The organism is Bradyrhizobium sp. USDA 4341, from assembly GCF_054063755.1.
In genome coordinates, this window is record NZ_JBSSGO010000002.1 from 4,297,253 (window position 1) to 4,322,821 (window position 25,569).

Below are 25,569 nucleotides of genomic sequence, written 5' to 3' on the forward strand. Positions count from 1 at the left end.
ACTCCTGGAATCCATGCTGCCCAGGTGAACGTCTGAGCTTAAATTAGTCGCACAGCGAACTACGATCGCGTGTTCGTTGCTCAAGAGACCTCCTCGCCTGTGGGCTTCCTCAGGCTGATCGTCACGATGCATACCAGCACGGACAATGCAGTCAGCAAGGCCGATACGGCTGCAATGACCGGGGAGACTTCCCATTCGAGCGCGCTATACATCTTAACTGGCAGCGTCACCGTGTTGCTGCCAGTGAGGAACCAAGAGATAATCACCTCATCAAACGAGAGCAGAAACGCAAAGAAGGCGGCGCTTATTAGCGACGGGACGAGCTGAGGGATCACAACTGTGAAAAACATGCGGATAGGAGACGCCCCCATCAGCTCCGCGCCAAACTCCAAGTTGCGATCCAACTTCTGCACACCCGCGATGATCATTACGATCACATACGGCAACGTTACCATCACGTGGCCTAGAACCAGCGACAGTGTGGTCCCGCCAATGCGGACGTACGAGAAGTACAAGTAGATACCCAACCCCGAGACGATCGTGGGAATGACCAAAGGGCTAATCAACACTCCAGAAATCAAAAGCTTTCCTAGAAATTCATGGCGCGCGATCCAATATGCCGAAGGCACACCGACAAAGAGACCAGCAATGGTCGAGAGAACAGCGACCTTGAGACTCGTATATAGCGGCAACAACCAGCTATCGGAGCTGAAGAAGATCCTGAACAGATCAAGCGAGTATGTTGAGGGCGGAAATTCGAGCGCGTTCGTTGGCCCAAATGCCATAGGAATTGTAACAACGACCGGCGCGAGCAAGAAAATGTAAACCACTACCGCGAGGCTTGAGCCAACGAAGCGATAGCGCTGCGACAGGGGATCGAGCACTGAGTTCGCCATGACAAACTCCTAGATCTTACGTCGACGCCAAAGCGCCATCGGAACGATAAAGAGCGAAGCCAATGCGAGCAGGATCACGCTTATTGCGGATGCCTTCGGCCAGTCGAGCACCTGACGATTGTAAAAGTCGACTAGGTTGGAGAGCATTTGATCTTGAGGACCGCCGAGGAGCGCGGGAATGATAAACGCGCCCAACGACATAACAAAAACACTCAGCAGACCTGCAATGACCCCCGGGAAGCTTAGAGGGAGGGTTACCGTCCAAAACATTCTCGCTGGCTTCGCACCCATAACCGACGCCGCTTTGTAGAGAGCATTGTCGATTGCTAGTAGACTTGCGAGCACTGGCAGGACGATAAGAGGAACCAGAAGATTGGTCATGCCGACGAGCAACCCAATACGGTTCAGGACAAGCGGCAGTTGCACGTCTAAACCTGAGACCCAGCTCAGAAGGTTGTTAATGATGCCGTGTCGACCGAGGATAATAGTGAAGGCGAAGCACTTGACCAAAATGCTCGTCCAGAACGGTAAGAGAATGAGAAACATCAGCACGGTTCGACGATCAGGGCTCTGCCTCGCCAAATGCAGGGCGACGATGTATCCGAGTATGAGACTCGAGACTGATGAAATAGATGCGACTACGAGGGTCGTTGTTAGTGTTTGCCTGAACAGACTGCTTTCGACGATTGCTTTGTACGCAGCGAACGCACCGGCTTCGTCCCGAAGACTTGTCAGAAGAACATAGCAGAGTGGCGGCAGCACTATTCCCACTGCGACTAGGACCGCTGGCGACATGAACAGTGACTGCACTTTGAAGTCGATTGAACGGTTCATTTGAGCACAGGCGAAAGTTCTTGAGGGACGTGGTTTCTCGCTATTGGGTTGCACACTGCGCAAGAAAGACTTGTTGCGCGGGTCATCGCCTCCCGCACCTCGTTCAGGAGCACAGTCGAGGGACGCTGAATTCCTGAACGACACATTCGATCAACTGGCGTTTTCATGTTCCTGACCTTCAGATCTCAGAGGCGCCTCGATGGAAACGGCCATGCAGATTGACGCCACTCACCCCTTCTCGTGCAACGATGAGTCAGGGGACGACCTGCAAATGAAGGCTCCCGGACTCCGCGCTCTAGTCAGATGTTGCAATGAGCTGCAGCGAGCTCGGCCGCTTTCGGTCTTACGAGCAAGATCTCTCGCTCAGTGAACCGCACGCGTTCTTCTAATTCTCCCTCCTGAACTAACCAGTTTCTGTTGTATTGTTATCCAATACTGCATATTGTTTTCTGGCAGTCAAGAGGAAAAACGCCTGAACTGCCATCCAAACAACTCGTCGTACCAAGACTTTAGCTGCCTCCGCGATGGCCTTTACAGGCGCATTGAATAGCAATATGCAGAACCGCGATTGGGAAAAGGATGAGACGATGCTCGAGAAGAGGAGCAAGAGCCGGACAGGTCTCAATTCACCTGCTCCGTTCGCGAAGACGGACATTGACGCGCGGCTCTATCTCGGAACGATCGAGAAAGGGATGCTTATCCTTGATACCTTTTGTGCCAACCCTCGACCAATGACTCTTGCGGAAGTTGCAGAGGCATCCGGCTTAAACAAAAGCGCAACTCAACGAGTGCTCTACACATTGCGGGCGCTGAGATACCTGACGCACAGCGAGACAACCCGGCAATATTCGCTTTCGGCGCGGGCTATGGATATCGGAAACGCATATCTGCGGAGCAATCCGATTGTCGAAGCAACTTTTCCGTACTTGCTCGAGGCGAACAAACGATCTCAGGAGACCGTCAACCTGACCGAGCTCGACGGCTCCGACATCATATTTATCTCTCGTGTTCCCAGCAGGAACGTGATGAGCTCGTACGTGACAATCGGGGCTCGCCTCCCCGCTTTCGCTACGGCGCCAGGACGCGCGATCCTGGCGAACCTCGATACCGACGTCGCCAATGCAATTTTGAAGAGCGCGAGCCTCCCCGCGATTACCCCCCACACCACGACCAGTCGGCAAAAACTTCTCAAGGAATTGGAAAAGGTGCGCCAAAAAGGCTTCGCCATCGCCGATCAGGAGGCGATGCTTGGGGACATCTCGACGGCTGCGCCGGTGTTTGGCTACGACAACAAAGTTGTAGCTGCTGTGAACATCGCAGCTTCGACCGCCAGTTGGACTCCCGAGAGAGTGGAAGCAGAACTTAGCCCAATCACAGTTGAGATCGCTCGGCAGATGTCCAAAGTCGTTTCCCAGCACAGGCGTACATAGGCTGCTTTGTCACTCATCCGACGCTCCATTTTTGCGAAGAACAACTGCAACTTCGTCAAGCGGATCAGTATCAGCTAGGCCCTCACTGAGTTCTCAATTTTCTTGGGGCCTGGATCTACATTGCCAGCTGCTGTTCGACTGGTATGAGGACAGATTGTTTCGACACAAAGAACAAGAAACGATTGGTTTGGATTTCGACGCGCGGGGCGCGGCCGCATGCCCAACAGACTGCGGCCTCCACTATGTCACAGCACGCAATCCTTGGATCGACACGATTGCGCAAAACGTACTCGCGGATCAAAATCGGCCGTCAACTTCGGTTACCCTATCGTCATCAGACTAGCGTTACCGCCCGCCGCTGCCGTGTTGATCGACGTCGAGACCTCTTCCAGCAGCCAGTTCAGGCAATAGGCGTCACGGTCGTTGGCCAACTGGTCAGTAGTTGCCGACTGCACCAGGACAAGCGGCCCCTTGAGGGCAGCGACCTTCTCGTTGGTCTCGCGCACAGTCTCCATGTCGCCCTCGATCAGCGCTCCTCCGAAGGGACCATCGGCGTTCCAATCTGAGCTCCAAGATATCCGCCCCGCGACCGATGCAGGAAGTGACGCAAGCGCGCCTTCGAGGTTCGACGCCCTGTCGATCACGGCTTCATTTCCGGTCGCGAGTGCGGCAGACAGCTGCCGGAACAGACCATTGGTGGTCTTCGGCACGAGCAGGATACGGCCGCGCGGATGGAGCGCGTAAAGATTTCGCTCGCCGACCGGTCCGGTCAGGTCCTTCTCGAGACCCAAAGCTGAGGTGGCGGCGAATTCGCGTGCAGCTTCGGCCTCGTCATTGTGGCCTTTTCTTCCAAGCCAGCCAGCGAAGTCCCGCAACGCAGGATCGGTATGTATCGAGCTGTGCTGCGGCGGCACGGGAGCGCGCTGCACCAACCGCCCGATATAGAGAGGCCCGCCCGCCTTCGGACCGGTACCCGAGAGGCCACGGCCGCCGAAGGGCTGCACGCCCACAACTGCACCGACGATGTTGCGGTTGATGTAAAGATTGCCGGCCCTGATGCGGCTTGTCACATGCGCGATCGTTTCGTCGAGACGCGTATGCAGCCCGAATGTCAAGCCATAGCCCGAATTGTTTATGTCGTCGATGAGGCGATCGATATCCTCGCGCTGGTAGCGGATGACATGAAGCACGGGGCCGAAGACTTCACGTTGGAGGTCCGACAGCTGCTTAAGCTCAACGATGGTCGGAGGAACGAAGGTGCCGCGCGCGGTCGCTTGCGGCAATCTCAACTGCTCGACCTTGCATCCCAGTGCGCGCATGCGCTGAATATGATTCTCGATTGTTTGTTTGGCTTCAGCCGTGATCACCGGCCCGATATCAACGTTGAGGCGATCGGTACGGCCGATCGACAGTTCCTGGAGCGCGCCTTTGAGCATGGTGAGTGTGCGGTCGGCTATGCCCTCTTGCAGGCAAAGCAAACGCAGGGCCGAGCAGCGCTGGCCAGCGCTGTCGAAGGCCGACGCGATGACGTCGCTCACGACTTGCTCCGCAAGGGCGGAGGAATCGACAATCATCGCGTTCTGCCCACCTGTCTCGGCGATCAGCGGGATCGGCTTGCCAGCCGCCGAAAGTCGCTCGCTTAGCTGGGTCTGGATCAGGCGCGCCACTTCGGTTGACCCAGTGAACATCACGCCTGCCGTGTCGGATGCAGCAACCAGCGCGGCACCAAGGTGCCCACCGCCAGGGGCATATTGTAGTGCACCGCGCGGAATCCCGGCCTCGTAAAGGATCTTCACGCCTTCATGTGCGATGATCGGGGTCTCTTCCGCAGGCTTGGCAACCACCACGTTGCCTGCGACCAACGCTGCCGCTACCTGGCCGATAAAGATCGCCAGCGGGAAATTCCACGGGCTGATGCAGACGACGGTGCCGAGCGGAACATGCGACGGGCCGATTGTCCGCCGCGCCTGGTCGGCATAGTAGCGCAGGAAATCAATCGCTTCACGGACCTCGCCGATGGCGTTCGCCGCGGACTTGCCGGCCTCGCGCATGACTGTAGCCATGAGGGCTTCAATGCGACCTTGCATTAGGTCGGCAGCGCATTCGAGGCAGGCGGCGCGCTGTGCCGGCGGAACCGCCGCCCACGCTGTCGCGGCTTCGGCGGCCATGTGGACGACACGAAATGCGTCGCTGGCATCAAGCTCGGTCACGGCACCGACGAAGTCGGTGTTATCCGCCGGATTGGTGATCGAGCGTGTTGCGCCAGCGCCCGATCTGTCGGCCAGCTCGGGTACAGCATGCCATCTCCGCGCAACGGTGTCGACGAGCTTCTCCGACAGGTCCGCAAGCGCGGCTTCGTTGGATAGATCGATGCCGCTCGAATTCGTACGATCCTTGGCGTAGAGCGCGCGGGGCAAGGAAATCTCGTCATGCGGCATGCCCACCACCGGCATTGCCTCCACGATATCAACTGGATCGGCCACGAGGTCGTCCACCGACACCGCCGGATCGGAGATACGATTCACAAACGACGAATTGGCTCCGTTCTCAAGCAGGCGGCGCACGAGATAGGCGAGCAGCGTTTCATGCGTGCCAACCGGAGCGTAGATGCGGCAGGGTCGATCGAGATTCCCCTTGCCCACCACCTCATCATAGAGCGGCTCTCCCATGCCATGCAGACACTGGAACTCGTACTTTCCGACCTGGAAATCCGGGCCGGCCAGTTGATAGATCGTCGCCAGCGTTTGAGCGTTATGGGTAGCGAACTGCGGGAAGACGGCATCCTCAGCCGCGAGCAGCCTTCGGGCGCAGGCGATGTAGGCGACGTCCGTATGCACCTTGCGTGTATAGACCGGAAAGCCTTCGAGACCATCGATCTGGGCGCGCTTGATCTCGGCATCCCAGTAGGCCCCTTTGACCAACCGTACCATCATGCGGCGGCCGGCTCGGCGAGCGAGATCGATGACACAGTCGAGTACGAAGGGGCAACGCTTGCCATAGGCCTGGGCGACGAAGCCGAGGCCATTCCAACCGCTGAGGTCCTTGTCGAGACTGAGGTCCTCCAGCAAATCGAGCGACAGTTCGAGACGATCCGCTTCCTCCGCATCGATGTTGAGTCCAATATCGTATCGCTTTGCCAACAGCGCCAACTGCTTCACGCGCGGCAGCAGTTCGTTCATGACGCGGCCGGACTGTGCGCGAGAATAGCGGGGGTGCAGCGCCGACAGCTTGATGGAGATGCCGGGCCCCTCGTAAATACCCCTGCCCGCTGACGCCCTGCCGATGGCATGGATCGCCGCTTCGTAGTCGCGGTAGTACCGCTCTGCGTCGGCCGCAGTCGTTGCTGCCTCGCCGAGCATATCATAGGAATATCGGAAGCCTCGGTCCTCGAATGGACGAGACCGCTTCAAGGCTTCCTCAATCGTCTCGCCAGTGACGAACTGCTCGCCCATCATGCGCATTGCCATGTCGACGCCGCGACGGATCACGGGTTCACCGGCGCGTGCGATCAGGCGCGTCAGCGCAGCCGCCAAGTTGCGGTCGTTGACGGTCGAAGTGAGTTTGCCGGTCACGACGAGGCCCCAGGTCGCCGCATTGACGAAGAGAGATTTGCTTCCCCCCAGGTGCGAGCGCCAGTCGCCTTCGGCAATCTTGTCGCGGATCAGCGCATCCCGCGTCTCGACGTCAGGGATGCGCAGCAACGCCTCAGCAAGGCACATCAGCGCCACGCCTTCCTGACTGGAGAGCGAGTATTCGTGCACCAGGCCTTCAACGCCACTGCCCTTGTGCTTGGCGCGGAGCGCGCCGATCAGCCTGCGCGCGGTTTTTTCGACCTCGGCCTTCAGGTTCGGCGCCAGCTTGGCAGATTCCACCAGTGGCGGCAGACACTCCGGTTCAGGCCGCCGATAGGCCGCCGTTATCGCCTTGCGGAGGAACGACTGAGGACGAATTGGCGGAGCGAACTCGGCGAATACTTGTCGCGATTCCGCGTCGCTGCTTCGCTGTCTTGAGGTTTGCACGAATGAATCCCTTGAAACTGTCAGATTCCGATTGCCTTATAGGCTTCCGCAATGCGGCCCAGTGCGATGTGGTAGGCTGCAGTGCGCAGATCTTTGATCTCGGGATGGGACCTCAACGTGCGAGACATATTCTCGTAGGCACTGCGCATAACGTCATCGAGACCCGAACGAACCAGATCGATCTCGCTACCACCTTCCAAAAATTCGTCTCGAAGATGCTCGGGGAAGCCTTGGCCCGTCATCGTTTCAAGCGCCTGGGTGATGTGGAGATTTCTCCGTTCACGGCGTCGGCGCTCCATCAGGCCGAACGGGATATGTGTCAGATTCTTCACCCATTCGAAGTACGAGACGATGACGCCTCCTGCGTTCACGAAGAGATCGGGAAGGATGGTGATCCCCTTGTCGAGAAGGATCTTCTCCGCCGCAAACGCGGTGGGTCCGTTGGCGCCCTCGGCGATCAACTTGGCACGAATCCGGCTGGCATTCTCCGGCGTGATGGCATTCTCCATCGCCGCCGGGATCAGGATATCGCACTCCACTTCCAGACCCTGCGCGCTCTGGAGATGGCTCTCTGTGCCTTCGAAGCCCAGAATACTGCCGGCCGCGAGCTGATGACGCTTTACCGCAGCAACATCCAGACCTTTGTCGTTCCATAGGTAGCCGTCGTGCTCGGTAATGCAAACGACCTTGGCTCCATCGTCTTCGCTGAGGAACTTGGCTGCGTGGTAGCCAACGTTGCCAAATCCCTGAACCGCGACGGTCATCTTTGACAGATCACGACGACCCTCGATCCCATTCTGATAGGGATCGCGCAGGAAACAATGGATGGCATCCTGAACGCCGCGGCCGGTGGCTTCAGTCCGGCCTTCAATCCCACCACGAGACAACGGCTTGCCTGTGACGCAAGCGTTTGCATTGACGATGTCCGATGGGCCGGTACGCTTGTATTCGTCGGCCATCCACGCCATCTCTCGCTCCCCCGTGCCCATGTCCGGAGCGGGAACATTGCGTCCGGGCGAAATGAGATCGCGCTTTGCCAACTCCTGTGTGAACCTGCGGGTGATCCTTTCGAGCTCGTGGATCTCCCACTCTTTCGGGTTGATCTTGAGAGCACCCTTTGACCCACCGAACGGAATGTCGACGAGAGCACATTTCAGGCTCATAAGAGCGGCCAGTGCTTCGACCTCCTGTTCGTTGGAGTTAATATCGTAGCGAATACCGCCCTTCGCGGGTTCGACATGCTCACTGTGAACCGAGCGCCATCCCGTAAAGCTATACATTCTGCCCCGTAGTCTGACACCAAATCTCACGGTGTAAGTGGAGTTACAGGCCCTAATGCGCTCGGCCAGTCCTTCGGGCAGCGAAAGCTGAGCAAGCGCTCGATCCATGTATGCTTCGACACTATCCAAGAAGGAAGCATTCCCTGCTATCGGCGATTGAACTCGTACCGCGGTATTCATTGCTCGTCTCCCTTGCCGGCGGCGCTCCTTCGTAGCTTTTCGCAAATTTCGAACCGAACACCTGCTGCTCGGAAAGAAAGCGGCTGTCGTCGGAATATTCCGACGACAGCCAAGTTGCCGGGGAGGCTGATCGTGCGGTGCTCGCGTTGGCTTACCTCGCCTATCAATCGTCACTCTCTGGTCACGCACTCGCGGAAAGCGCTTCTGATCTATCGAAGGCTGCTTTCGTTGTGCGCCGGATGAGGGACAAGAGCTCGTCCTCGGCGGTCAGGAACGAGAGTCCCGCTTCTGTCGTGCCCTTGGCACTTGTCACCTGTCGCCGGAGTTCGGCCGGGTCGTCTTCGGTTTGCATGGCCAGGGCGCCTGCGCCGTGAACCGTCTCCTTAACGAGCTTTCTGGCGAGTTCTTGCGGGAGGCCCAGTTCGTGAGCGGCAGTGCTAAGGCACTCCATAAGATAGAAAATATAGGCTGGTCCGGAACCGCTGATGGCGGTTGCAGCATCCAGAAAAAGCTCATTGTCTACTTCGTGTACCGAGCCGCCAGCGGCAAACAACGAGATCACCTCGTCTAGCTTTAGTCTCGGAACATGGTCGCCGGAAAAGATAACGGTCGAGCCCTTGCCGATTGCGGTGGGCGTGTTGGGGAGGGCCCGGATCACGCGAGCCCCTCCCAGCAGGTCTACGAGTTTGCCAGTCGGTACTCCCGCTGCAATGCTGATAAAAACGGCCAGTTCGGAGAAACGACGATAGACTGGAATCTCTGTGGTCAAGACCTGCGGCTTTAGCGCGAGGACGACGAGATCCGCCTGCAACGGCAGTGTCTCCGGTCCCTCATGTACCGTGATCCCTAGTTGCGCCGCCCGCTCGCGAAGTTCGGTAACCGGCTCAACCACATGTACATGCTTCGGATCAACGGCTTTTGAAGCCAACCAGCTCCTTAGCAGCGCGTAACCCATATTGCCGCAACCGACCAGTACCAAACAATCGGCTATTGTCGCTGATGCAAGGCCAGCCATATGGCTCTTCCCTCCCCAATCGCGCGTTCATATCCGAACTGGCTGTCGTGCTGACAACCGATCCCAGCAAGCCTCCAAACCCTTCGGAAGCACGTGCTTCATGATTCTTTGACTTGGCGTGCGCTCGAATTCGTCGACCACCTGGATGTAGCGAGGGTTCTGATAGGAAGTGAGGCGTTCGGAGAGCCAGCGAGATAGATGCTCCGGATCGATCGACTTTCCCTTCTTGGCCTTCACAAAGAGCTTGATATCCTGTTCGCCGACGTCGGCAGCCACTCCAATGATTGCGCAATCCTCCACGGCTGGATATGCGGCCGCGACGTGCTCGACCTCCCAAGCCGATACGTTCTCGCCCTTGCATCGAACGCTGTCGGTCATGCGCCCATGAAACCAGAGATTTCCTTCAGCATCTAAGATGCCGGAGTCTCCGGTGTGCAGCGCACGATTCACAATAGCCTTGTCGGTTGCTTCTTGATTGTCCAGGTACCCTTTGAAAAGAGCTCCCTCCAAGGAGGAGCGAACGACAATCTCTCCCCTGCTGCCACGGGCAACGGAGTTGCCGTTTTCGTCCACGATATCGACTGTGTACCAAGGCATCGGTTTTCCGACCGAACCGACTACGCCTTCGGTATTGCAGGTGGTAATGCTCGACGCTTCGGTCATGCCGTAGCATTCTCGGATTTCCACGCCGAAGCGGTCCCTGAACTTCGGCCAAACATCCCTGGGGCAGCCGCCGCCCCAAGCGATACGGACGGCGTGTTGACGGTCGAGATCGCTTTCCGGCTGCTTGAGCAGAATTTGCAAAATTCCGCCAAGATAGTGAATGTGCGTCGCGCCAGCGCTTCGCACCTGACTCCAGAACGTGCTCGCGCTGAAACGATCGATCATGGCCAATGTGACATCTTCAATGATCGGCAAAGTGATCAATTGAGCTCCACCGATGTGGAAGAGCGGCTCCCAGACGAAGAATACATCTTCCGGCTTCATCGCGGTTAGGATCCGAGCGGCCTCCCCGGCAAGCCGCAACATGCCGTGCGTGACGAGAACGCCCTTCGGTCGTCCGGTAGTGCCGGACGTATACATTATTGCGAATAGGTCATCGGCCTCGATCCGAGCGTCAGCGAAATTTAATTCCTTCTGCAGAATTGTCTCGAGTGAACGTTCATCACGCGGCTCGCCAATCGTGACCATCGCATCGGATGGAATCCCAGCGCGGCAATCCACAATGGTCGGAAGAAACTCCCGATCGCAGACGACCAGTCTCGGCTTACTGTGGTCGAGGATGTAGCGTAGCCCCTCGCCTTTCTGCTGAGCATTTACCGGAACCCAGATGGCGCCTGCGCGGGCGATCCCGAAAAGTACAGCTAGGGACAGCTGCGAGTTCCGCATCATCACCGCGACACGATCACCGGTCTGCAGGCCCCTGAGACGAAGCTCGGTTGCAAATGTCGCCGACTGCTTCTTCAACGCGGCGAAAGTGATCGCCTCGCCGTTGAACTGAGCAAAGATTCGGTCCGGTTTCTGGTCGGCTTTTTTTACGAAGTCTGCAACAAAGCCTTTGAGAGAGTCGACCATGGAATGTCACGCCTTCCTGGCTGCGCGTTCGGCCAGGAAGTTCTCCATCATTCGAGATGTTTCGCCCGACGCATAAGCCTCTCGATGGATCCTCACCGCGGCGTCGATGCACTCGCGAAACCTGACTTCGGTCATCTCACGAAGCCACTGCTTATCCAAACGCATCGCGAGGCGCGGCTTTGCTGCGAGCTCGCGCGCAAGAGAGAGAGACGCCTCAAGCACACTCTCTTCTGGAACGATTTTGTTGATGATTCCGATCGAGTGACACTCCGCCGCATCCATCATTCGGCCGCTCAGCGTTAGATCCGTGGTGCGCGCCACCCCCAAGATTTCCCGCATAATCCAGGGTCCCGTGACGCTTGCGATCCCAGAATTGATCTCGGGCTGCCCCATCCGAACACCCGCGTGGCCAATCCGGAAGTCGCAGAGGAGCGCAACTTGAAATGCGGAGCCGGCGGCAACACCGTTCAAGGCAGCGATGAGCGGCTTGGGAAGCGAGCGAATAACACCGTACAGGCGGTCCCACTCCTCAATCCACTTGGATCCGCTGTCGCCGTCGAACGTCTTCGCTTCGTTGAAATCCTGCCCGGCGCAGAATGCTCGGTCACCCGCCCCAGTCAGGACAATCGCACCGATTGCCTTGTCGCCCTCGAACTCCAGCAAGGCATCAACGAGCTGACTGCGCATTGGAGCGTGCCAAGCATTGAGGATTTCCGGTCGGTTCAGGGTGATGACACCAACCTCATCTTGTTTCTCGACGAGAATGTAGTGATCCACGGCTCGGCCCTTGTATTGGAATGCAATATATAATATCGCATATTGTGATGCGCCATTGCGCTTAAGTCAAGGAATTTTTCGCCAATCTGTCGTCGCAGCCGGTCAGCGCGAGCGCGCAGGCGACGGATGCCTCTGAATGTAGAGATGCCCCCGTCACTGTAACTCGCCGCCAATGGAATTTTCGCGACCACCCTTGGCGATCGACGCATCCCAGCACCGAAGCCTCCGCCAGGCGGCAAAGCCGCTCCGGGTCAAGCAGTCGACGCTAACCTGCTGCCTGCGCAATCTCGAACACAAGCTTGGCAGCACGCTATTCGAGCGCACCAACGGCGGCACACGACCGACGATCCAAGATCAGGAATTCCTCGATGACGCCCGGCGCATCATAGCTGAAAGTGAGGCAATGGCGGCTCGTATCAAGAGCCGCTCGCATGGCGAGAGCGGTCGATTGGTCATTGGCATTCACACCTTGCTCTCAGCAGGCAACCTAAGGACCCCTTTCCCAGCGGGCACCAGTACCGCTTCCCCGATGTCGAAACGCTTCTGGTCGATGGATTGAGCGATCATCTAACCTCGGACCTAGCTAGTTCCGCCATTGAAGTCACTTTGTGGCTAACCGAATCCAAGGTGGAGCGACAGGTCATTGTTGCTCTGGAGCGAACGTATTGTCGCCGCTCTTCCCGTGGGCCATCCGCTGACTGGCCTCGCCGTGGTTCACTAGTGCGAATTGAGGCGCTAACCGCTTTTGATGTCACAGCGGGGCCCGGGACCGGAATTCCACAAGCTTCTCATCAGCAAGATGGCTGCTTTTGATTCATGCCCGGTGCTTCGCCATAACGTGGCGCTCGACCGGCTTCTCACCTTGGTCGGCGCCGGCTGGCGGGATGCTGCTGGCCTTGGAAGGTTCGACCGGCGCCACCTAATTCGGGTGTCACCTTCCGCGAGGTACATGATGCCGATGGTCCGACGCGGTTGAGCTTTCGCGCTTACTGGCGACGACAGGGCAACAGCAATCCCTCTCTACGTCCATTTCTCGACCTACTTCGCGAGCGTTATCCCGATCTTTCGGCCGCTCCGGGTGCGGACTGAGCATTATTTCGCCGCGCCTTTGCAAAGGCTCGGTCGGTTGCCATGAAGCGGTCGATCATCGGCGCGATCAGTTTGGCGGGCTCGATTGGCGTCGCGCTGCCGTTCCGCGTCAGAATTTCAGCATAGCTTTTCAGGTCCCTGAATACCGCCGCCGACAGCTCGATCGTGAGCTTTACCGGCTTGTCGTCTGCAAGCGGTCCAAGCTTGAGCTTCGTCATGGTGTTCCTCCCTTCCTATAGGGGGCGAGGACTAAGTCTCGCGTCACAATTACACGGACCGGAAAGCCTGGCCGGATCGTCAGCGTCGGCTGGATGTTGAGCTGGCGCTGCACGATTTGCTGGCCGGTCTGGCTGATGCTGTTGGATGCACCGCTGCGGATCGCTTGAACGAGATTGTTCTCGTTCTGGCTGGTGCCCGCCTCGGCTCCAACGCTGAGCATGGTCGAGAGGACGGCGGCCTTGAACAGCATGCCCCAATGGTTGTCGACCTCGTCCTCGAGTCCGGCATAACCGCCGGTGTCGGCGCCGGGCTGGCGCTCCAGCACAATCGAAGTGCCGTCCGGCATGATGATGCGAGTCCAGACCAGAAGGATGCGACTCTGGCCGAACGCGACCGAGCTGTCGTACTGGCCGATCAATTTCGCGCCTTGGGGCACCAAAAGATATTTGCCGGACGGACTATCATAGACCGCCTCGGTGACTTGGGCGGTGATCTGGCCGGGCAGATCGGACCTGATGCCCGTGATAAGCGCAGCCGGGATCACGGTGCCCGCCTGCACGACGTAGGGAGAGACCTTGGCTTCGAGCCGGTCCGGACTGACCGTGCGCTTGTCCGTCGACGCGGTAATAAAGGCCGTCTTGCGATCCTGCATGTTCTGCGCGGATCCGGCATCAACGGGCGGTGTCGTGGCCGGGGTTGTCGCGGTTGCGGGCGAGGTGTTCGGCACGAGTTGTCCGACGCTCTGCGGTTGTTGAACAGTCTGCGCGAAGAGGCGACTGACCCGCGCCGCTTCGATCTCCTGGGCTCTGTGCTGCGCCTCCGGATCGGACGTCATTCCCGGGACCACGGTATTCGTTGCAGTGCCTGCGTTGAGGATCGGCTTGCCGAGATCGCCGGGCAGTGGCGGCCCAAGCGGCGGCGCCTGGCGCGGAAGGCCGGTATAATCCTTCGGCAAGGCGGCGAGGCCCTCGGCCGAAGGGCTATTCTGGGTGCTGAACAACTCCTGGCCAGACTGCTGCTTGTTGCGGGTCTGCAGCGCGTAGCCGAGCGCCCCCGCGACCGCCAGCGCAGACACCGCGCCGAGGCCGATCAGCATCTTGCGCGAGAGGCGAGTGACAGCTGGCCGCTCGCCGCGGAGCCGAAGATCCGGTGGCGCGACGGGTGGGATGTCGATTTGACGTTCGTCTTCGCTGCCTACCGCCATGAGCGTGGCCTTCCGTCGGTGCGGACGATGCGCACGCGCCGCTCGCTATCCTTGTCGCCGAGACGCAATTCGGCGGCTGCGAACAGTCGATCGACGATGTAGTAGTTGCGGTTCGCGCGGTAGTTCACCAGCTCGGACCCGCCGGCCGGACCGATCACGAACAGCGGGGGCATCTCGCCCTGGACGATCCCGCTCGGAAATTCGATGTAGACCTTGTTGCCGTCATCGAAGGCGCGCAGCGGTCGCCAGGCCGGATCATCGCCTTCGATCGCGTAGCGGAAATTGATCGAGGCGAGATCGACACCGGCCGCGATAGGCGCTGCGGCCTCGGCCGTAGCATTCTGCTGCCGAAGCGCGATGAGTTGGTCCTCGGGATACTGCCAGGAGACCGAGGCCATATAGGTCTTTTCCGTCGAGCGCAGCTCGAGCAGGTAGGTCCGCCGATCGGTGTTGATGACGAGATTTGTGACCAACTCAGGCCGCGTCGGCTTGACCAGAATGTGGATCTTCTTGGTCGCGCCGGCGCCACTTTCGGTATCGCCGATGATCCAGCGCACGGTATCGCCAGCGGCGACCGGACCTGAGCCCGTGAGTTGCTCGCCATCCTGAAGGGCGACATCGGTGATCTGGCCGGGTGCCGTATAGACCTGGTAGAGGGCGCCGCCAGAGAACGGATAGACCTGGACAGCATTGATAAAACCGTTGCGGACCGGCTGCACGCGTGCCGCGGCATTGGCCTGTTTGACGCGGACCTTCGGATCAGCGGCTTCCGGGATGCGTTTGCCCGCGGCGAGCGGTTTCAGCTGACCGGGCAGCGGCAGCGGTTTTGGTAGTTCCACGATCTTGACGGGAGGCGGCGGATCAGTGGTGAGCGCTGCCGGCTCCGCAGTGTCATAGTTGATGTCGGGCGGGATGAAATTGTGTGCGCAGCCGCCAAGCGTCGAGACGACCATCAGCAAAGCCGCAACGGCGGGTTTACGGAAACACGTATCGCCGTCTTTCCCGCTTTGGTGAACGATGGAAAAGCGCCAAGCCGGACCGCCGGCTTTCGAGAAAATCGGCGGGGTCATTGTCCCAGCTCCTTCGACCAGTTGATGGCGTTGACGTAGATGCCGAGTGGATTCTTGCGCAGCCGATCGGCATCGGTTGGCGGCTGAATTGCGATGGTGAGAATGGCGGTCCAGCGTGTGGTGCCTGCGAGCGCGCCGTCCTGGTAGCGGTGCTCCACCCAGGCCACGCGGAAACTGTCCGGCGAGGCACGAATGACGCTGGAGACGTCGATTGCGACCTGCTGCTTGCCGAGACTGGCAAAGGGGTCGTTCGCGCGCGCGTAATCGTTCAGCGCCATCGCGCCCGCCGTCGTCGTGAAATCGTACGCTTTCAGCCAGTTCTCCCGCACGATGATCGGATCGGCCGGAAGCGAACGCACCATCTCGATAAAATGGGCGAGATACCAGGCGATCTGTGGATCGCTCGGCCTGTAGTCGGCCACGGCCGGCGCTACTGCCTGTGCCTCGCCGAGCTTGTCGACCTGCACCACCCAGGGAACGACGGTGCCGTGGGTGGATTGCCAGACGAGCCCGGCGGCCAGGCCGCAAGAAAGGATCAGCGAACCGAAGGCCATCAGTCGCCAGTTCTTGGCCTGCACACGGGCGGACCCAATGCGATCGTCCCACACTTGCGCGGCCCGCTGATAGGGAGTTTCGGGTTCAGGCGTACGGCCGTAGCGGACCGATGATCGCCGAAAGACTGACATTGATTATTCTCCTCCCGATAGCTCGACGGAATGCCCGCCGCCATGGCTGTCGCCGGATTTGAAGGCTTGGGCTGCGGTCTGCGCGCCGTGAACAACCGCCTGATTGCGCTTGACGCGCTGGGCCCAGGCGGGCGGACTGCTCTCGCTTGCCGCTCGAGATGCGGCTGCATCGTTTGCAGCCCCGCCTCGCTCAATGCTCCCCATGGTCGAGGAGCCGCCGGTGTTTGCGATGCCGGATCGGGCGCCAGAGGTGAAGCTCTCACTCATTGCACTGGCGGCTTGCGCAGCGGCGCGTCTGGCGGGAGCTGCCGCGTGACTTGCCGCAGCGCGGCCCGCACCGGCAAGACCGGACACGACGCCGCCAGCGCCGGATTGACCGGCTGAGGCGACGCTATAGGCGGAGGACATGCCGCCTGCCATCGCCGCACCACCACGTGCCGCCGCCGCAGCACCAGACGTCGCGGCCATCGCTCCCCGCCCCGCCAGACCAAGCCCCGCGCCCGCCGCCATCGCCGTGCCGGCGACGGCAAGGCCGGTGCCGACGGCAGCGCCCGCACCAAGCTGCGGCGCTCCAGAGACAAGTCCGGTTGCGATGCCGGGCCCAAAAATGCCGAGACCCAGCATGGCGAGCGCTGCAAGCACGACGGAGAGCGCCTGCTCGATCGTCGGCTGGCCGCCGGCATAGGCGGTGGTGAACTGGGAGAACAGCCCGGTGCCGATGCCGACGATGACGGCGAGCACCATGACCTTCACGCCGGAGGCGACGACGTTGCCCAACACCTTCTCCGCGAGGAAGGCGGTCTTGTTGAAGAGCGCGAAGGGAATGAGGATGAAGCCAGCCAGCGTCGTCAGCTTGAACTCGATCAGGGTGACGAACAGTTGCACTGCCAGAATGAAGAAGGCGATCAGCACCAGAAGCCAGGACACCATCAGCACGGCGATCTGGACGAAATTGGCGAAGAAGCTGGTAAAACCCATCATCTGGCTTGCGGCATCTAACAGCGGTTGCCCGGCGTCCAGGCCGACCTGCGCGAGCCGGCCAGGCCGCAGGAAGTCCGAGGTCGAGATCGACGAGCCGCCGGCCTTCAGGCCGAGGCCGGCGAAGCTGTTGAAGATGACGCCCGAGAGATTGTTGAAGTTGGTGATGATGAAGGCAAAGAAGCCAATATAGAGCGTCTTCTTCACCAGCCGCTGGAGAATGTCCTCGTCGGCACCCCACGCCCAGAATACACCGGCCAAAGCGATGTCAATGACGATCAGCGTCGAGGCGAGATAGGTGACCTCGCCTTTCACCAGGCCGAAGCCTGAATCGATGTAAGTGGTGTACGTATTGAGGAAGGTGTCGATGACGCCGACGTTGTTCATGGCGTGTCCCCCTCCTTGGCGTTCGTCCTCGAGGGCGTGGCCGGCGCGACCTGCGGCAGCAGAGGCCGCGCCGGCCTGCCGAAGAAGCGCGCGCGGTGCTCCTCCCAGACCGCCTGACAGTGCGGATCTTCGGCATCCTGAGGTCCAAGTGCGCGGCAGCGGCGCAGCTCGGCCGACAGATCGTCTGATGTGGAGACGGCGGGAGCCTCGGGCATTCGCTCTAACGACGGACGCCGATGGATAAAGGACAGCGTGGCCATGAAGACAGCCATCAGAACGACCATCGCAACGGCGCGTAAGATATCCGAGCGCTCCATAGTCCCGCGCCCTTAGTTGGTGCTGAACATGGTGACGTTGCCGGGCTGGTAGCCGGCGCGCGTCGAAAAGATCTTGTACTGCTGCTGCCCCTGCGACTCCGTCGCGGTCACGCGTGCCTGCTCCAGCGCGTCCGCGCGTCCCTTCGCGGCGAGAACCGCGACAAGATCGGACAACTGCTGGGACTGCAGGGCAAGCAGCTGATTCCCGGCCTGGGCGGCCTGCAGCGCGCCACTTGCGGACTGGCTGGCCGAGACCAGCGAGGTCATCGCGCTGGAGTTGGTCGGGATATTGCCGACGACGCCGGCCTGCACCTTCAGCGAGTCCTCGAACGCGCCGACCGAGTTCTGCCAACGGGTTTGAGCTGCGGCAAACAGCGTCGCGTTGGACCCGGTGGTCGGCGCCGCACCGTAGCTGCTGGAATATGCGGTCTGAATTTGCTGGACGTTGAAAGAAATATTCTGCGCTTGGCTCAGCAGCGATTGGGTTCGCGCGATCGTCGACTGCAGCTGGGCCAGCGTCGACATCGGCAGGCTCGCGAGGTTCTTCGCTTGATTCACCAGGCTCTGGGCCTGGTTGGTCAGCATCTGGATCTGATTGTTGATCTGCTGCAGCTCCCGTGCCGCCGTCAGCACGTTCTGACTGAAGTTGGAGGGGTCGTAGACGATCCACTGCGCCGAGGCAGGCGTCGTCACAAGCACCGGAAGCGACAGGACGAGTGAGAGGGCGGTCGCGGCCATCATGCCTGCACGTCGCATTTTACGCGCGGTCATGATTACACCTCCAAGTTTGTCAGATCAGGGATGAGGTCGGCGGCCCATAGCAGCTCGTGATCCGCGAGCCAGGCCGGCGTAAAATTCTCGCGGCCGTGCTCGGCGAGAAGACGCTCGATGGCAGCATGGTCGACCTTTGAGGATGCGGCGCAGAAGGCGAGCGCGACGGGGCCGAGCCCCAGCTCGAACAGCCGATTGCCGCGCCGCGATTGGCAGTAGTAGTCCCGCTTGGGCGTCGCCCGCGCGATGATCTCGATCTGGCGATCATTGAGACCAAAGCGCCGATAGATCGCCGTGAGCTGGGGCTCGATGGCGCGCTCGTTCGGCAGAAAGATCCGCGTTGGACAGCTTTCGACGATCGCGGGTGCGATGTTGCTGCCGTCGATATCGGAGAGCGATTGCGTGGCGAAGACGACGGAGGCGTTTTTCTTGCGCAACGTCTTCAGCCATTCCCGGAGCTGCTGCGCGAAGGCGGGATCGTCGAGCACGAGCCAGCCTTCGTCGATGATGAGGAGGGTCGGCCGGCCATCGAGTCGCCCTTCGATACGATGGAAGAGGTAGGTCAGGACGGCGGGTGCTGCGCCTGCACCGATCAGGCCTTCGGTTTCGAAGGCCTGGACGGACGCGAAACCTAGGTGCTCGACCTCGGCGTCGAGCAGCCGACCGGAGGCGCCTCCGACGCAATAGGGTTGCAGCGCCTGCTTAAGGGCGGTCGATTGAAGGAGGACGGTCAGGCCGGTGATCGTGCGCTCCTCGAGGGGCGAGGATGCGAGTGACGTCAAGGCCGACCAGACGTGCTCCTTCGCCGTCGGGTCAATAGTGACGCCTTCCTTGGCGAGGATCGAGGTCACCCATTCGGCGGCCCACGCGCGCTCTGCCGCATCACCAATGCGGGCGAGCGGTTGAAGCGAGACGGAATCTTCCGCACTGTTCGACAGGCTGCCGCCGAGGTCGTGCCAGTCACCGCCCATGGCGAGCGCCGCGGTGCGGATCGAGCCGCCGAAGTCGAAGGCAAAGATCTGGCTGTTGCGGTAGCGGCGGAACTGGATCGCCATTAGCGCCAGCAGCACAGACTTGCCGGCGCCGGTCGGGCCAACGATCAAGGTATGGCCGACATCGCCGACATGCAGGGAGAAGCGGAACGGCGTTGAACCCTCCGTCTTGCCGAAGAAAAGCGGCGGCGCCTTGAAATGCTCGTCGCGCGATGGCCCTGCCCAGACCGCCGAAAGCGGAATCATGTGGGCCAGGTTCAATGTGGAAAGCGGAGGCTGGCGAACGTTGGCGTAGGCGTGTCCGGGCAGCGAGCCAAGCCAGGCTTCGAGCGCATTCACCCCTTCCGGCATGCAGGTGAAGTCGCGTCCCTGGATCACCTTTTCGACGAGACGCAGCTTCTCCGTGGCGCGGCCAGGGTCCTCGTCCCAGACGGTGACGGTCGCGGTGACATAGGCCTGTCCAACATCATCGGTGCCCAGTTCCTGCAAGGCGAGATCGGCGTCAGTGGCCTTGTTGGCTGCGTCGCTATCGACGAGAGTCGAGGCTTCGTTGGTCATCACCTCCTTGACGATGGCGGCGATCGACTTCCGCTTGGCGAACCACTGTCGGCGGATCCTGGTCAGCAGTTTCACCGCCTCGGTCTTGTCGAGGAGGATTGCGCGCGTCGACCAGCGGTAAGGGAAGGCAAGCCGGTTCAGCTCATCGAGGATTCCAGGATGGGTCGCGGTCGGGAAGCCGACCACGGTGAGCGTGCGGAGATGGTGGCTGCCAAGGCGCGGCTCGAGGCCGCCGGTGAGCGGCTCGTCCGCGAGCAACGCGTCGAGGTGCATCGGCGTCTCCGGGACGCGGACGCGCTGTTGCCGGGTCGAGATGGTCGAGTGCAGGTAGGTGAGCGTGTCGCCGTCATCGAGCCACGCCACCTCGGGCATGAAGCCTTCGACCAGTTGCAGGACGCGGTTGGTCCGGTCGACGAACCCACGCAACAGCTCGTAGGGATCGACGCCGCTCTGCGCGCGGCCCTCATAGAGCCAGGCTTCGATGCGCGAGGCATCCTCGGCCGGCGGAAGCCAGACGAAGGTGAGGAAATAGCGGCTCTCGAAATGCGCGCCGGCCTCTTCGAAAGCGTCTCGTCGCTCGAGATCAACCAGCGCTGATGCCGCATCGGGAAAGGCGCTGTACGGATAAGTCTGGGCGGCGCTGCGCTGGGCTTCGACGAAGATCGCCCAGCCTGAGCCGAGGCGGCGCAACGCGTTGTTGAGGCGTGACGTCACGCCGACCAGTTCCGCAGATGTGGCGCTGTCGAGATCCGGGCCACGGAATCGCGCCGTTCGCTGGAACGATCCGTCCTTGTTGAGGACCACACCGCGTTCGACCAGCGCTGCCCAGGGCAGGAAGTCGGGAAGGCCAGCCGGCCGATTGCGATATTCGGCGAGGTTCAGCATGGGAGCCTCATGCGGCGAGGTAGGGTGGATAGCGAAGGTGGCATCGAACGACGTCCACGAACTGCGGGTCGCGCTTGGCGGCCCACACTGCACCGACGTGGCCCAGGGCCCAGATCAGTGCGCCGGGAATCCAGAGACGCAGGCCGAGTGCGATGGCCGCCGCCAACGTACCGTTGGCGATCGCGACAGCCCGCGGCGCCCCGCCCATCAGGATTGGCTCGGTAAGCGCCCGATGAACCGGCGCGAAGAAGCCCGGCACCTCTGGATCGACCATTGCAGCCATCAGACCAGCGCCCCACCCGAGAAGCTGAAGAAGGTCAGGAAGAAGCTCGAGGCAGCGAAGGCGATCGACAGGCCGAAGACGATCTGGATCAGCCGGCGAAAGCCGCCAGCGGTGTCACCGAACGCAAGCGTCAGGCCCGTTACGGTAATGATGATGACGGAGATGATCTTGGCGACCGGACCTTGCACCGACTCCAGGATCTGATTGAGCGGCGTCTCCCAAGGCATCGAGGACCCGGAGGCATAGGCGGCAGGCGCGGACGCGATGGAAAGGAGAGCGATGCCCGCGAGGTCACTGAGACGGCGACGAACGTGACCGATCGCAGAGGAAAACTGGATCATGATGGATCTCCGGGAAGCGAGGGTTCGCCGCCCGCCCCGGCGGACTGGACACGGTAATCGCCGGTGGCGGGATCGAGGCCGGCGACGAGAGCAAGTTCGGCAAGGCGGCGTTCGTTGCCGCGGCCGCGCAGCACTGCGACCAGATCGATCGTCTCGGCGATCAGCGCCTTGGGAACGGTGAGGACGGCTTCCTGGATGAGTTGCTCGAGACGGCGAAGCGCGCCCAGCGCGGAGCCTGCGTGAATCGTCCCGATCCCGCCTGGATGGCCCGTGCCCCAGGCCTTGAGGAGCTCCAAGGCCTCGCTACCCCGCACCTCGCCGACCGGAATGCGATCGGGGCGCAAACGCAGAGAGGACCGAACCAAATCGGAAAGCGACGCAACGCCATCCTTGGTGCGCAGCGCAACTAGATTGGGCGCTCGACACTGCAACTCGCGCGTGTCCTCGATCAGCACCACGCGATCGGTGGTGCCGGCGATTTCGGCGAGCAGGGCGTTTGTGAGGGTGGTCTTGCCGGTCGAGGTGCCGCCAGCGACCAGGATGTTCTTGCGCGAAGCAACCGCAGCCCGCAGCACCGTTGCTTGACCCGCGGTCATGGTACCGCCAGCGACGTAATCCTCGAGGGTGAACACCGCGACAGCGGGCTTGCGGATCGCAAAGGCCGGCGCCGCAACCACAGGCGGGAGAAGTCCTTCGAACCTCTCTCCCGTCTCAGGAAGCTCGGCCGAGACCCGCGGCCTTTCGGCATGCACCTCAGCGCCGACATGGTGTGCGACCAGTCGCACGATCCGCTCGCCGTCGGCGGCGGACATCGTGCGTCCGCTATCTTCCAGGCCACCTGACAGCCGGTCGATCCAGAGCCGGCCATCGGGGTTAAGCATCACCTCGACAATCGAGGAATCCTCGAGGAACGCCGCAATCGCCGGGCCGAGCGCGGTGCGCAGCATGCGCGCGCCACGCGAGAAGGCTTCCGAATGGATTGAAGTGCCCGCCACGATCGTCCCCCGTCGAGCGCCAATCGCAGAAATGCGATCGGCGACGGGGATGGATAGAAAAGGCAGGAAATGGGTTAGTTCAACAAGTATTCAGCCGTCGTAGGGACCCGGCGTAGAGCAGAGAAAAAATACTTTCTGTATCGAAAGCTTGCCGATCGGACCGCGACTGAACATTCTGCGACAGGTTGCGTCAATCAGGCTGTAGCTGCGCAGTCTCACCTTAGTCGGAAAGCCGATGTTGAAAAGCACGCGTCTGCGTTCGTTGCCGGAGCGATCCATCGCGCACTCCTTGGGCATCCGCATGCGGATACCGTACACGGCTATGTGGACAAGCAGCTAGGACGGCGCAACGTGGCCCGCCGGCTGATTTGGGACGACGCTGAACTCGGCTTTGCGATTCCGGGCCGCATTGCCGCTCGTGCGGCGGATGGGGTGGGCGTCGTCGCCGGACCCGATCCGGAGAATGGTCAGGATATTCGCACGCAGCTGCTTGCCGACTAGTTGCCGTCGCTTTGGATCTGTTTGAGCGCCTTTATCAGATAGTCGAGTTTTTCGTTATCAGCAGGAGCCAAAAAGAGAACGAGGCTGGTACGGCTATCGAGTCCCAAATTTTGCGCTGCAAGCCTTCGGGCCTGAGGAGTGGCAGGGTAGCCGGCTTGTTCTAAAGTTCGGCCCCACGCTTCTCCGATCGTCTGTCTTCCGTTGCCGCAATCAACTTCACCCGGCACAATGTCCTGAAAAACAGTAACGCCACACTTCTTCTTAAAATTATCCGCCGCGGTATTGATCTGCTCCAAAGTCGCTTTTGCGAGTGAGCGCCTTGCTTCGAGACCGCTGCTGGCCTGAGCCATGCAAACGCGCGAACACGCCGAAGCGATAAGGATCACAACTAGACATTTCTTTAGCATGAGTTCTCCTGACTCTAATTCGCCCAGTTCGGAACAGTTTAAGTGTGAGTAGGCTTGTTTGCATCACCTGCAGCTCTTCGGCGAGCGATGCGGACATTCCACACCCGATCGCCGACGGCAAAGAGCGCAAACACCACGAAAGCCTGCCAGACAGTTACAAGTCCAAACAGAGTTGCGCTCGTGAGATTGGTCACTAACAGACTACGGAGGTTCTCGGTTCGCAAAGCCTCTCGATTCAGGGTCGCCAGTGGCCCGATAACGCTGGAATATTCAAGCAAATCGTCAAGCTGGACCTCTTGCAAGGCCGTTCCCATATCGAGTGATGTTTCGCGAAGAGCGATGGCCAATCGAAGAGCTTTTAGGCTACCGCCAACCGAAAATTGTGCGTCGAGGTATGGGCTGTCTCCCAATTCGGAGCCGACATCGGGTTCGCCCCGCGGAAGCGTAGCGCTGATTTGCGACCCATTCGGCACAAGTTCGAGCTTGTTGAGATCGGTGGCTACACAGCGGAGAGATTTTTGGCAATCTTCCAGGGGAATGCTCAACCCGGTGAGGACAGAGGTGCTGACGAGCGGTTCGAGGAAATTGTTGTTGTTGGAATACCAGGTGCCCGCTGCGGCTTGAACATAGTAGAATGCGTGTTTAGCCTTATAGAATGTGGTCCTCTTCCATCGTCGCCAAGCCTTAAGGCGAGCGGTAGCCTCCGCAATATCCTTGGGCGGAGAGGCAACAAAAAGCCGGCAGATCTCAGGAGGATCCAATACACCAATCGAGCTAAAAGGCGGAGCAGCAATTTCGAGTTCGCGCTTTGCCGATTCCTGCCGGCATTCATTCTGCACGGCGTTCGGGGTTGCGTAGGAGACGTCCCTCTCCGAAATGGCAAGCGCCGGAGTACCCTCGCGAAAACTTCGTAAGGACCTTCTAATCGGGGTAGCTGCTATTTGAACGAAATCGCCGTCGCGCCGCATGACGAAGATCAGATTCGAGAATTCGGACCCGGCTTGAGCCTTTTCAAAGCCTCGCGCCCTCAGGTAGGACACTGGCGAAAAGTTCACTAGATCAAAAAGAGGTTGGGAGCCCAGAGGTCCCTCGCGCGAGAACAGGAGGCGATTCGCCTGATACGTGCTCAAAATTATCGAGAGCAGAAAGAGAGCCGCAAAGCCAAGACCGCCGAGATATACAATTCGAAAAGCGGTCCGCGGTCGGAAATTTAGACTGAAGATTCGCGCCAACCACACCAGTAGCTGCCAATACCAGTCCCTTCTTCCTCTGGAAGACTGCTGGAGTTCGGGAAACTCAGTAAAAACAACTTCTAACGGACAGCCGATGCCGCCCGGTCCGGTGTTGAGCCGCCTGTAGAGCATCCCACATACCGCGAGCGTTTGACGATTGACGAGCGGCGATCCACTTAGCTCATGGGCAAGGCGTGCCTCCGCTGCCAGGCAAAGCCCCTTGGAAGTGGATTGCCCAAGGGCGACGCGAGTGCCTTTGTAGATCAAGGGAATCGGTTCAAGCGTGACTTGCGAGGTCGACGTCTGAAAACCATAGCCGAGGAGGCTCTGCTCGTACAGCAAAGCGTCATCCAGCACGACATACCGATTGGAAAGATCCTCCATCCTCAGCAGCGCCAGATCTGCCCGCTCGGACACCTCGATCTTGACTGGCTTTTGCTGGGCAAATGTGCCGTCAGAAGAAATCTTCTTAATCACAACGTCGAGAAGTGCACCCTTTTCGTCGACAACGTTGTGCTTGCAGGTGAGAACAAGACCGGGGCCCACAAAGAAGCCAGTTCCGTTTACCGATCCCCCCTTAGCCTCGGTCTTAACTGTGACCTCGAACATTCGAGGCATTACAAGGTTAAAGAGACGGCCGCGCATCGC

The 25,569-nt window shown here is 60.1% G+C and carries 24 protein-coding genes; 3 read left to right on the top strand and 21 right to left on the bottom strand.

Annotated features, from left to right (window positions below; translation table 11 throughout):
- Window positions 1-80: 80 nt before the first annotated feature.
- Both ACVIGB_RS26355 and ACVIGB_RS26360 read right to left on the bottom strand, forming a co-directional pair.
- Window positions 81-896 (bottom strand): ABC transporter permease, encoded by an 816-nt coding sequence (locus ACVIGB_RS26355; RefSeq protein WP_456720446.1) that lies wholly within the window; start codon window positions 894-896, stop codon window positions 81-83.
- A gap of 9 nt (window positions 897-905) precedes the next feature.
- On the bottom strand, window positions 906-1,730 hold the full coding sequence (locus ACVIGB_RS26360; RefSeq protein ID WP_456749237.1) for an ABC transporter permease: 825 nt from the start codon (window positions 1,728-1,730) through the stop codon (window positions 906-908).
- Between the two features lie 554 nt (window positions 1,731-2,284).
- On the opposite strand from ACVIGB_RS26360, the gene ACVIGB_RS26365 reads away from it, so the two are divergent.
- Window positions 2,285-3,160 carry an IclR family transcriptional regulator gene (locus tag ACVIGB_RS26365; RefSeq protein ID WP_456720445.1) on the top strand — a complete coding sequence of 292 codons (876 nt, stop codon included), beginning with the start codon at window positions 2,285-2,287 and terminating at the stop codon, window positions 3,158-3,160.
- A gap of 320 nt (window positions 3,161-3,480) precedes the next feature.
- Here ACVIGB_RS26365 and putA read toward each other — a convergent pair whose 3' ends face one another.
- The 5 genes from putA to ACVIGB_RS26390 all read right to left on the bottom strand — a co-directional run bounded on the left by putA (window position 3,481) and on the right by ACVIGB_RS26390 (window position 12,006).
- Window positions 3,481-7,179 (bottom strand): trifunctional transcriptional regulator/proline dehydrogenase/L-glutamate gamma-semialdehyde dehydrogenase, encoded by a 3,699-nt coding sequence (gene putA, locus ACVIGB_RS26370; RefSeq protein WP_456720444.1) that lies wholly within the window; start codon window positions 7,177-7,179, stop codon window positions 3,481-3,483.
- A gap of 20 nt (window positions 7,180-7,199) precedes the next feature.
- Window positions 7,200-8,639, bottom strand: coding sequence for a Glu/Leu/Phe/Val family dehydrogenase (locus tag ACVIGB_RS26375; protein ID WP_456720443.1), 1,440 nt, complete (start codon window positions 8,637-8,639; stop codon window positions 7,200-7,202).
- A 181-nt stretch (window positions 8,640-8,820) separates the two neighbouring features.
- The gene (gene proC, locus ACVIGB_RS26380) at window positions 8,821-9,654 is read right to left on the bottom strand and encodes a pyrroline-5-carboxylate reductase (protein WP_456720442.1); all 834 of its coding nucleotides are present in this window, start codon (window positions 9,652-9,654) and stop codon (window positions 8,821-8,823) included.
- A 27-nt stretch (window positions 9,655-9,681) separates the two neighbouring features.
- On the bottom strand, window positions 9,682-11,229 hold the full coding sequence (locus ACVIGB_RS26385; protein ID WP_456720441.1) for an AMP-binding protein: 1,548 nt from the start codon (window positions 11,227-11,229) through the stop codon (window positions 9,682-9,684).
- A 6-nt stretch (window positions 11,230-11,235) separates the two neighbouring features.
- Window positions 11,236-12,006, bottom strand: coding sequence for an enoyl-CoA hydratase/isomerase family protein (locus ACVIGB_RS26390; RefSeq protein WP_456720440.1), 771 nt, complete (start codon window positions 12,004-12,006; stop codon window positions 11,236-11,238).
- A gap of 193 nt (window positions 12,007-12,199) precedes the next feature.
- Here ACVIGB_RS26390 and ACVIGB_RS26395 point away from each other — a divergent pair, with 193 nt between their 5' ends.
- Window positions 12,200-12,565: a LysR family transcriptional regulator gene (locus tag ACVIGB_RS26395; RefSeq protein WP_456720439.1), complete on the top strand. Its 366-nt coding sequence runs from the start codon at window positions 12,200-12,202 to the stop codon at window positions 12,563-12,565.
- A 493-nt stretch (window positions 12,566-13,058) separates the two neighbouring features.
- Here ACVIGB_RS26395 and ACVIGB_RS26400 read toward each other — a convergent pair whose 3' ends face one another.
- From ACVIGB_RS26400 to ACVIGB_RS26455, 12 genes are all read right to left on the bottom strand, one after another.
- On the bottom strand, window positions 13,059-13,313 hold the full coding sequence (locus ACVIGB_RS26400; protein WP_456720438.1) for a DUF2274 domain-containing protein: 255 nt from the start codon (window positions 13,311-13,313) through the stop codon (window positions 13,059-13,061).
- On the bottom strand, window positions 13,310-14,518 hold the full coding sequence (locus ACVIGB_RS26405; RefSeq protein ID WP_456720437.1) for a TrbI/VirB10 family protein: 1,209 nt from the start codon (window positions 14,516-14,518) through the stop codon (window positions 13,310-13,312). The genes ACVIGB_RS26400 and ACVIGB_RS26405 overlap by 4 nt, the downstream gene beginning before the upstream one ends.
- Entirely contained in the window at window positions 14,509-15,588 is a 1,080-nt protein-coding gene (gene trbG, locus ACVIGB_RS26410) for a P-type conjugative transfer protein TrbG (protein WP_456720436.1), read from the bottom strand. The genes ACVIGB_RS26405 and trbG overlap by 10 nt, the downstream gene beginning before the upstream one ends.
- The gene (gene trbF, locus ACVIGB_RS26415) at window positions 15,585-16,274 is read right to left on the bottom strand and encodes a conjugal transfer protein TrbF (protein WP_456720435.1); all 690 of its coding nucleotides are present in this window, start codon (window positions 16,272-16,274) and stop codon (window positions 15,585-15,587) included. The genes trbG and trbF overlap by 4 nt, the downstream gene beginning before the upstream one ends.
- Window positions 16,275-16,277: 3 nt before the next feature.
- Window positions 16,278-17,639 (bottom strand): P-type conjugative transfer protein TrbL, encoded by a 1,362-nt coding sequence (trbL, locus tag ACVIGB_RS26420; RefSeq protein ID WP_456720434.1) that lies wholly within the window; start codon window positions 17,637-17,639, stop codon window positions 16,278-16,280.
- On the bottom strand, window positions 17,636-17,956 hold the full coding sequence (gene trbK-alt / locus ACVIGB_RS26425; RefSeq protein ID WP_456720433.1) for a putative entry exclusion protein TrbK-alt: 321 nt from the start codon (window positions 17,954-17,956) through the stop codon (window positions 17,636-17,638). Before trbK-alt ends, trbL begins: the two co-directional genes overlap by 4 nt.
- A gap of 12 nt (window positions 17,957-17,968) precedes the next feature.
- Window positions 17,969-18,727 carry a P-type conjugative transfer protein TrbJ gene (trbJ, locus tag ACVIGB_RS26430; RefSeq protein ID WP_456720432.1) on the bottom strand — a complete coding sequence of 253 codons (759 nt, stop codon included), beginning with the start codon at window positions 18,725-18,727 and terminating at the stop codon, window positions 17,969-17,971.
- A gap of 2 nt (window positions 18,728-18,729) precedes the next feature.
- Window positions 18,730-21,162, bottom strand: coding sequence for a conjugal transfer protein TrbE (trbE, locus tag ACVIGB_RS26435; protein WP_456720431.1), 2,433 nt, complete (start codon window positions 21,160-21,162; stop codon window positions 18,730-18,732).
- A 7-nt stretch (window positions 21,163-21,169) separates the two neighbouring features.
- A complete protein-coding gene (locus ACVIGB_RS26440; RefSeq protein ID WP_456720430.1) occupies window positions 21,170-21,445 on the bottom strand; it encodes a VirB3 family type IV secretion system protein in 276 nt (91 codons plus the stop codon).
- Window positions 21,445-21,786, bottom strand: a complete 342-nt coding sequence (locus tag ACVIGB_RS26445; RefSeq protein ID WP_456720429.1) for a TrbC/VirB2 family protein — start codon at window positions 21,784-21,786, stop codon at window positions 21,445-21,447. Before ACVIGB_RS26445 ends, ACVIGB_RS26440 begins: the two co-directional genes overlap by 1 nt.
- Window positions 21,783-22,781 carry a P-type conjugative transfer ATPase TrbB gene (trbB, locus tag ACVIGB_RS26450; RefSeq protein ID WP_456720428.1) on the bottom strand — a complete coding sequence of 333 codons (999 nt, stop codon included), beginning with the start codon at window positions 22,779-22,781 and terminating at the stop codon, window positions 21,783-21,785. The genes ACVIGB_RS26445 and trbB overlap by 4 nt, the downstream gene beginning before the upstream one ends.
- Window positions 22,782-22,871: 90 nt before the next feature.
- A complete protein-coding gene (locus tag ACVIGB_RS26455) occupies window positions 22,872-23,060 on the bottom strand; it encodes a hypothetical protein (protein WP_456720427.1) in 189 nt (62 codons plus the stop codon).
- A gap of 72 nt (window positions 23,061-23,132) precedes the next feature.
- On the opposite strand from ACVIGB_RS26455, the gene ACVIGB_RS26460 reads away from it, so the two are divergent.
- Window positions 23,133-23,282, top strand: coding sequence for a hypothetical protein (locus tag ACVIGB_RS26460; RefSeq protein ID WP_456720426.1), 150 nt, complete (start codon window positions 23,133-23,135; stop codon window positions 23,280-23,282).
- On the opposite strand, the gene ACVIGB_RS26465 is transcribed toward ACVIGB_RS26460, so the two are convergent.
- Together ACVIGB_RS26465 and ACVIGB_RS26470 are read right to left on the bottom strand one after the other, a co-directional pair.
- Entirely contained in the window at window positions 23,279-23,632 is a 354-nt protein-coding gene (locus tag ACVIGB_RS26465) for a hypothetical protein (protein WP_456720425.1), read from the bottom strand. The genes ACVIGB_RS26460 and ACVIGB_RS26465 overlap by 4 nt on opposite strands.
- A 95-nt stretch (window positions 23,633-23,727) precedes the next feature.
- Window positions 23,728-25,530, bottom strand: a complete 1,803-nt coding sequence (locus tag ACVIGB_RS26470) for a S1 family peptidase (protein WP_456720424.1) — start codon at window positions 25,528-25,530, stop codon at window positions 23,728-23,730.
- Between the last annotated feature and the right edge of the window lie 39 nt (window positions 25,531-25,569).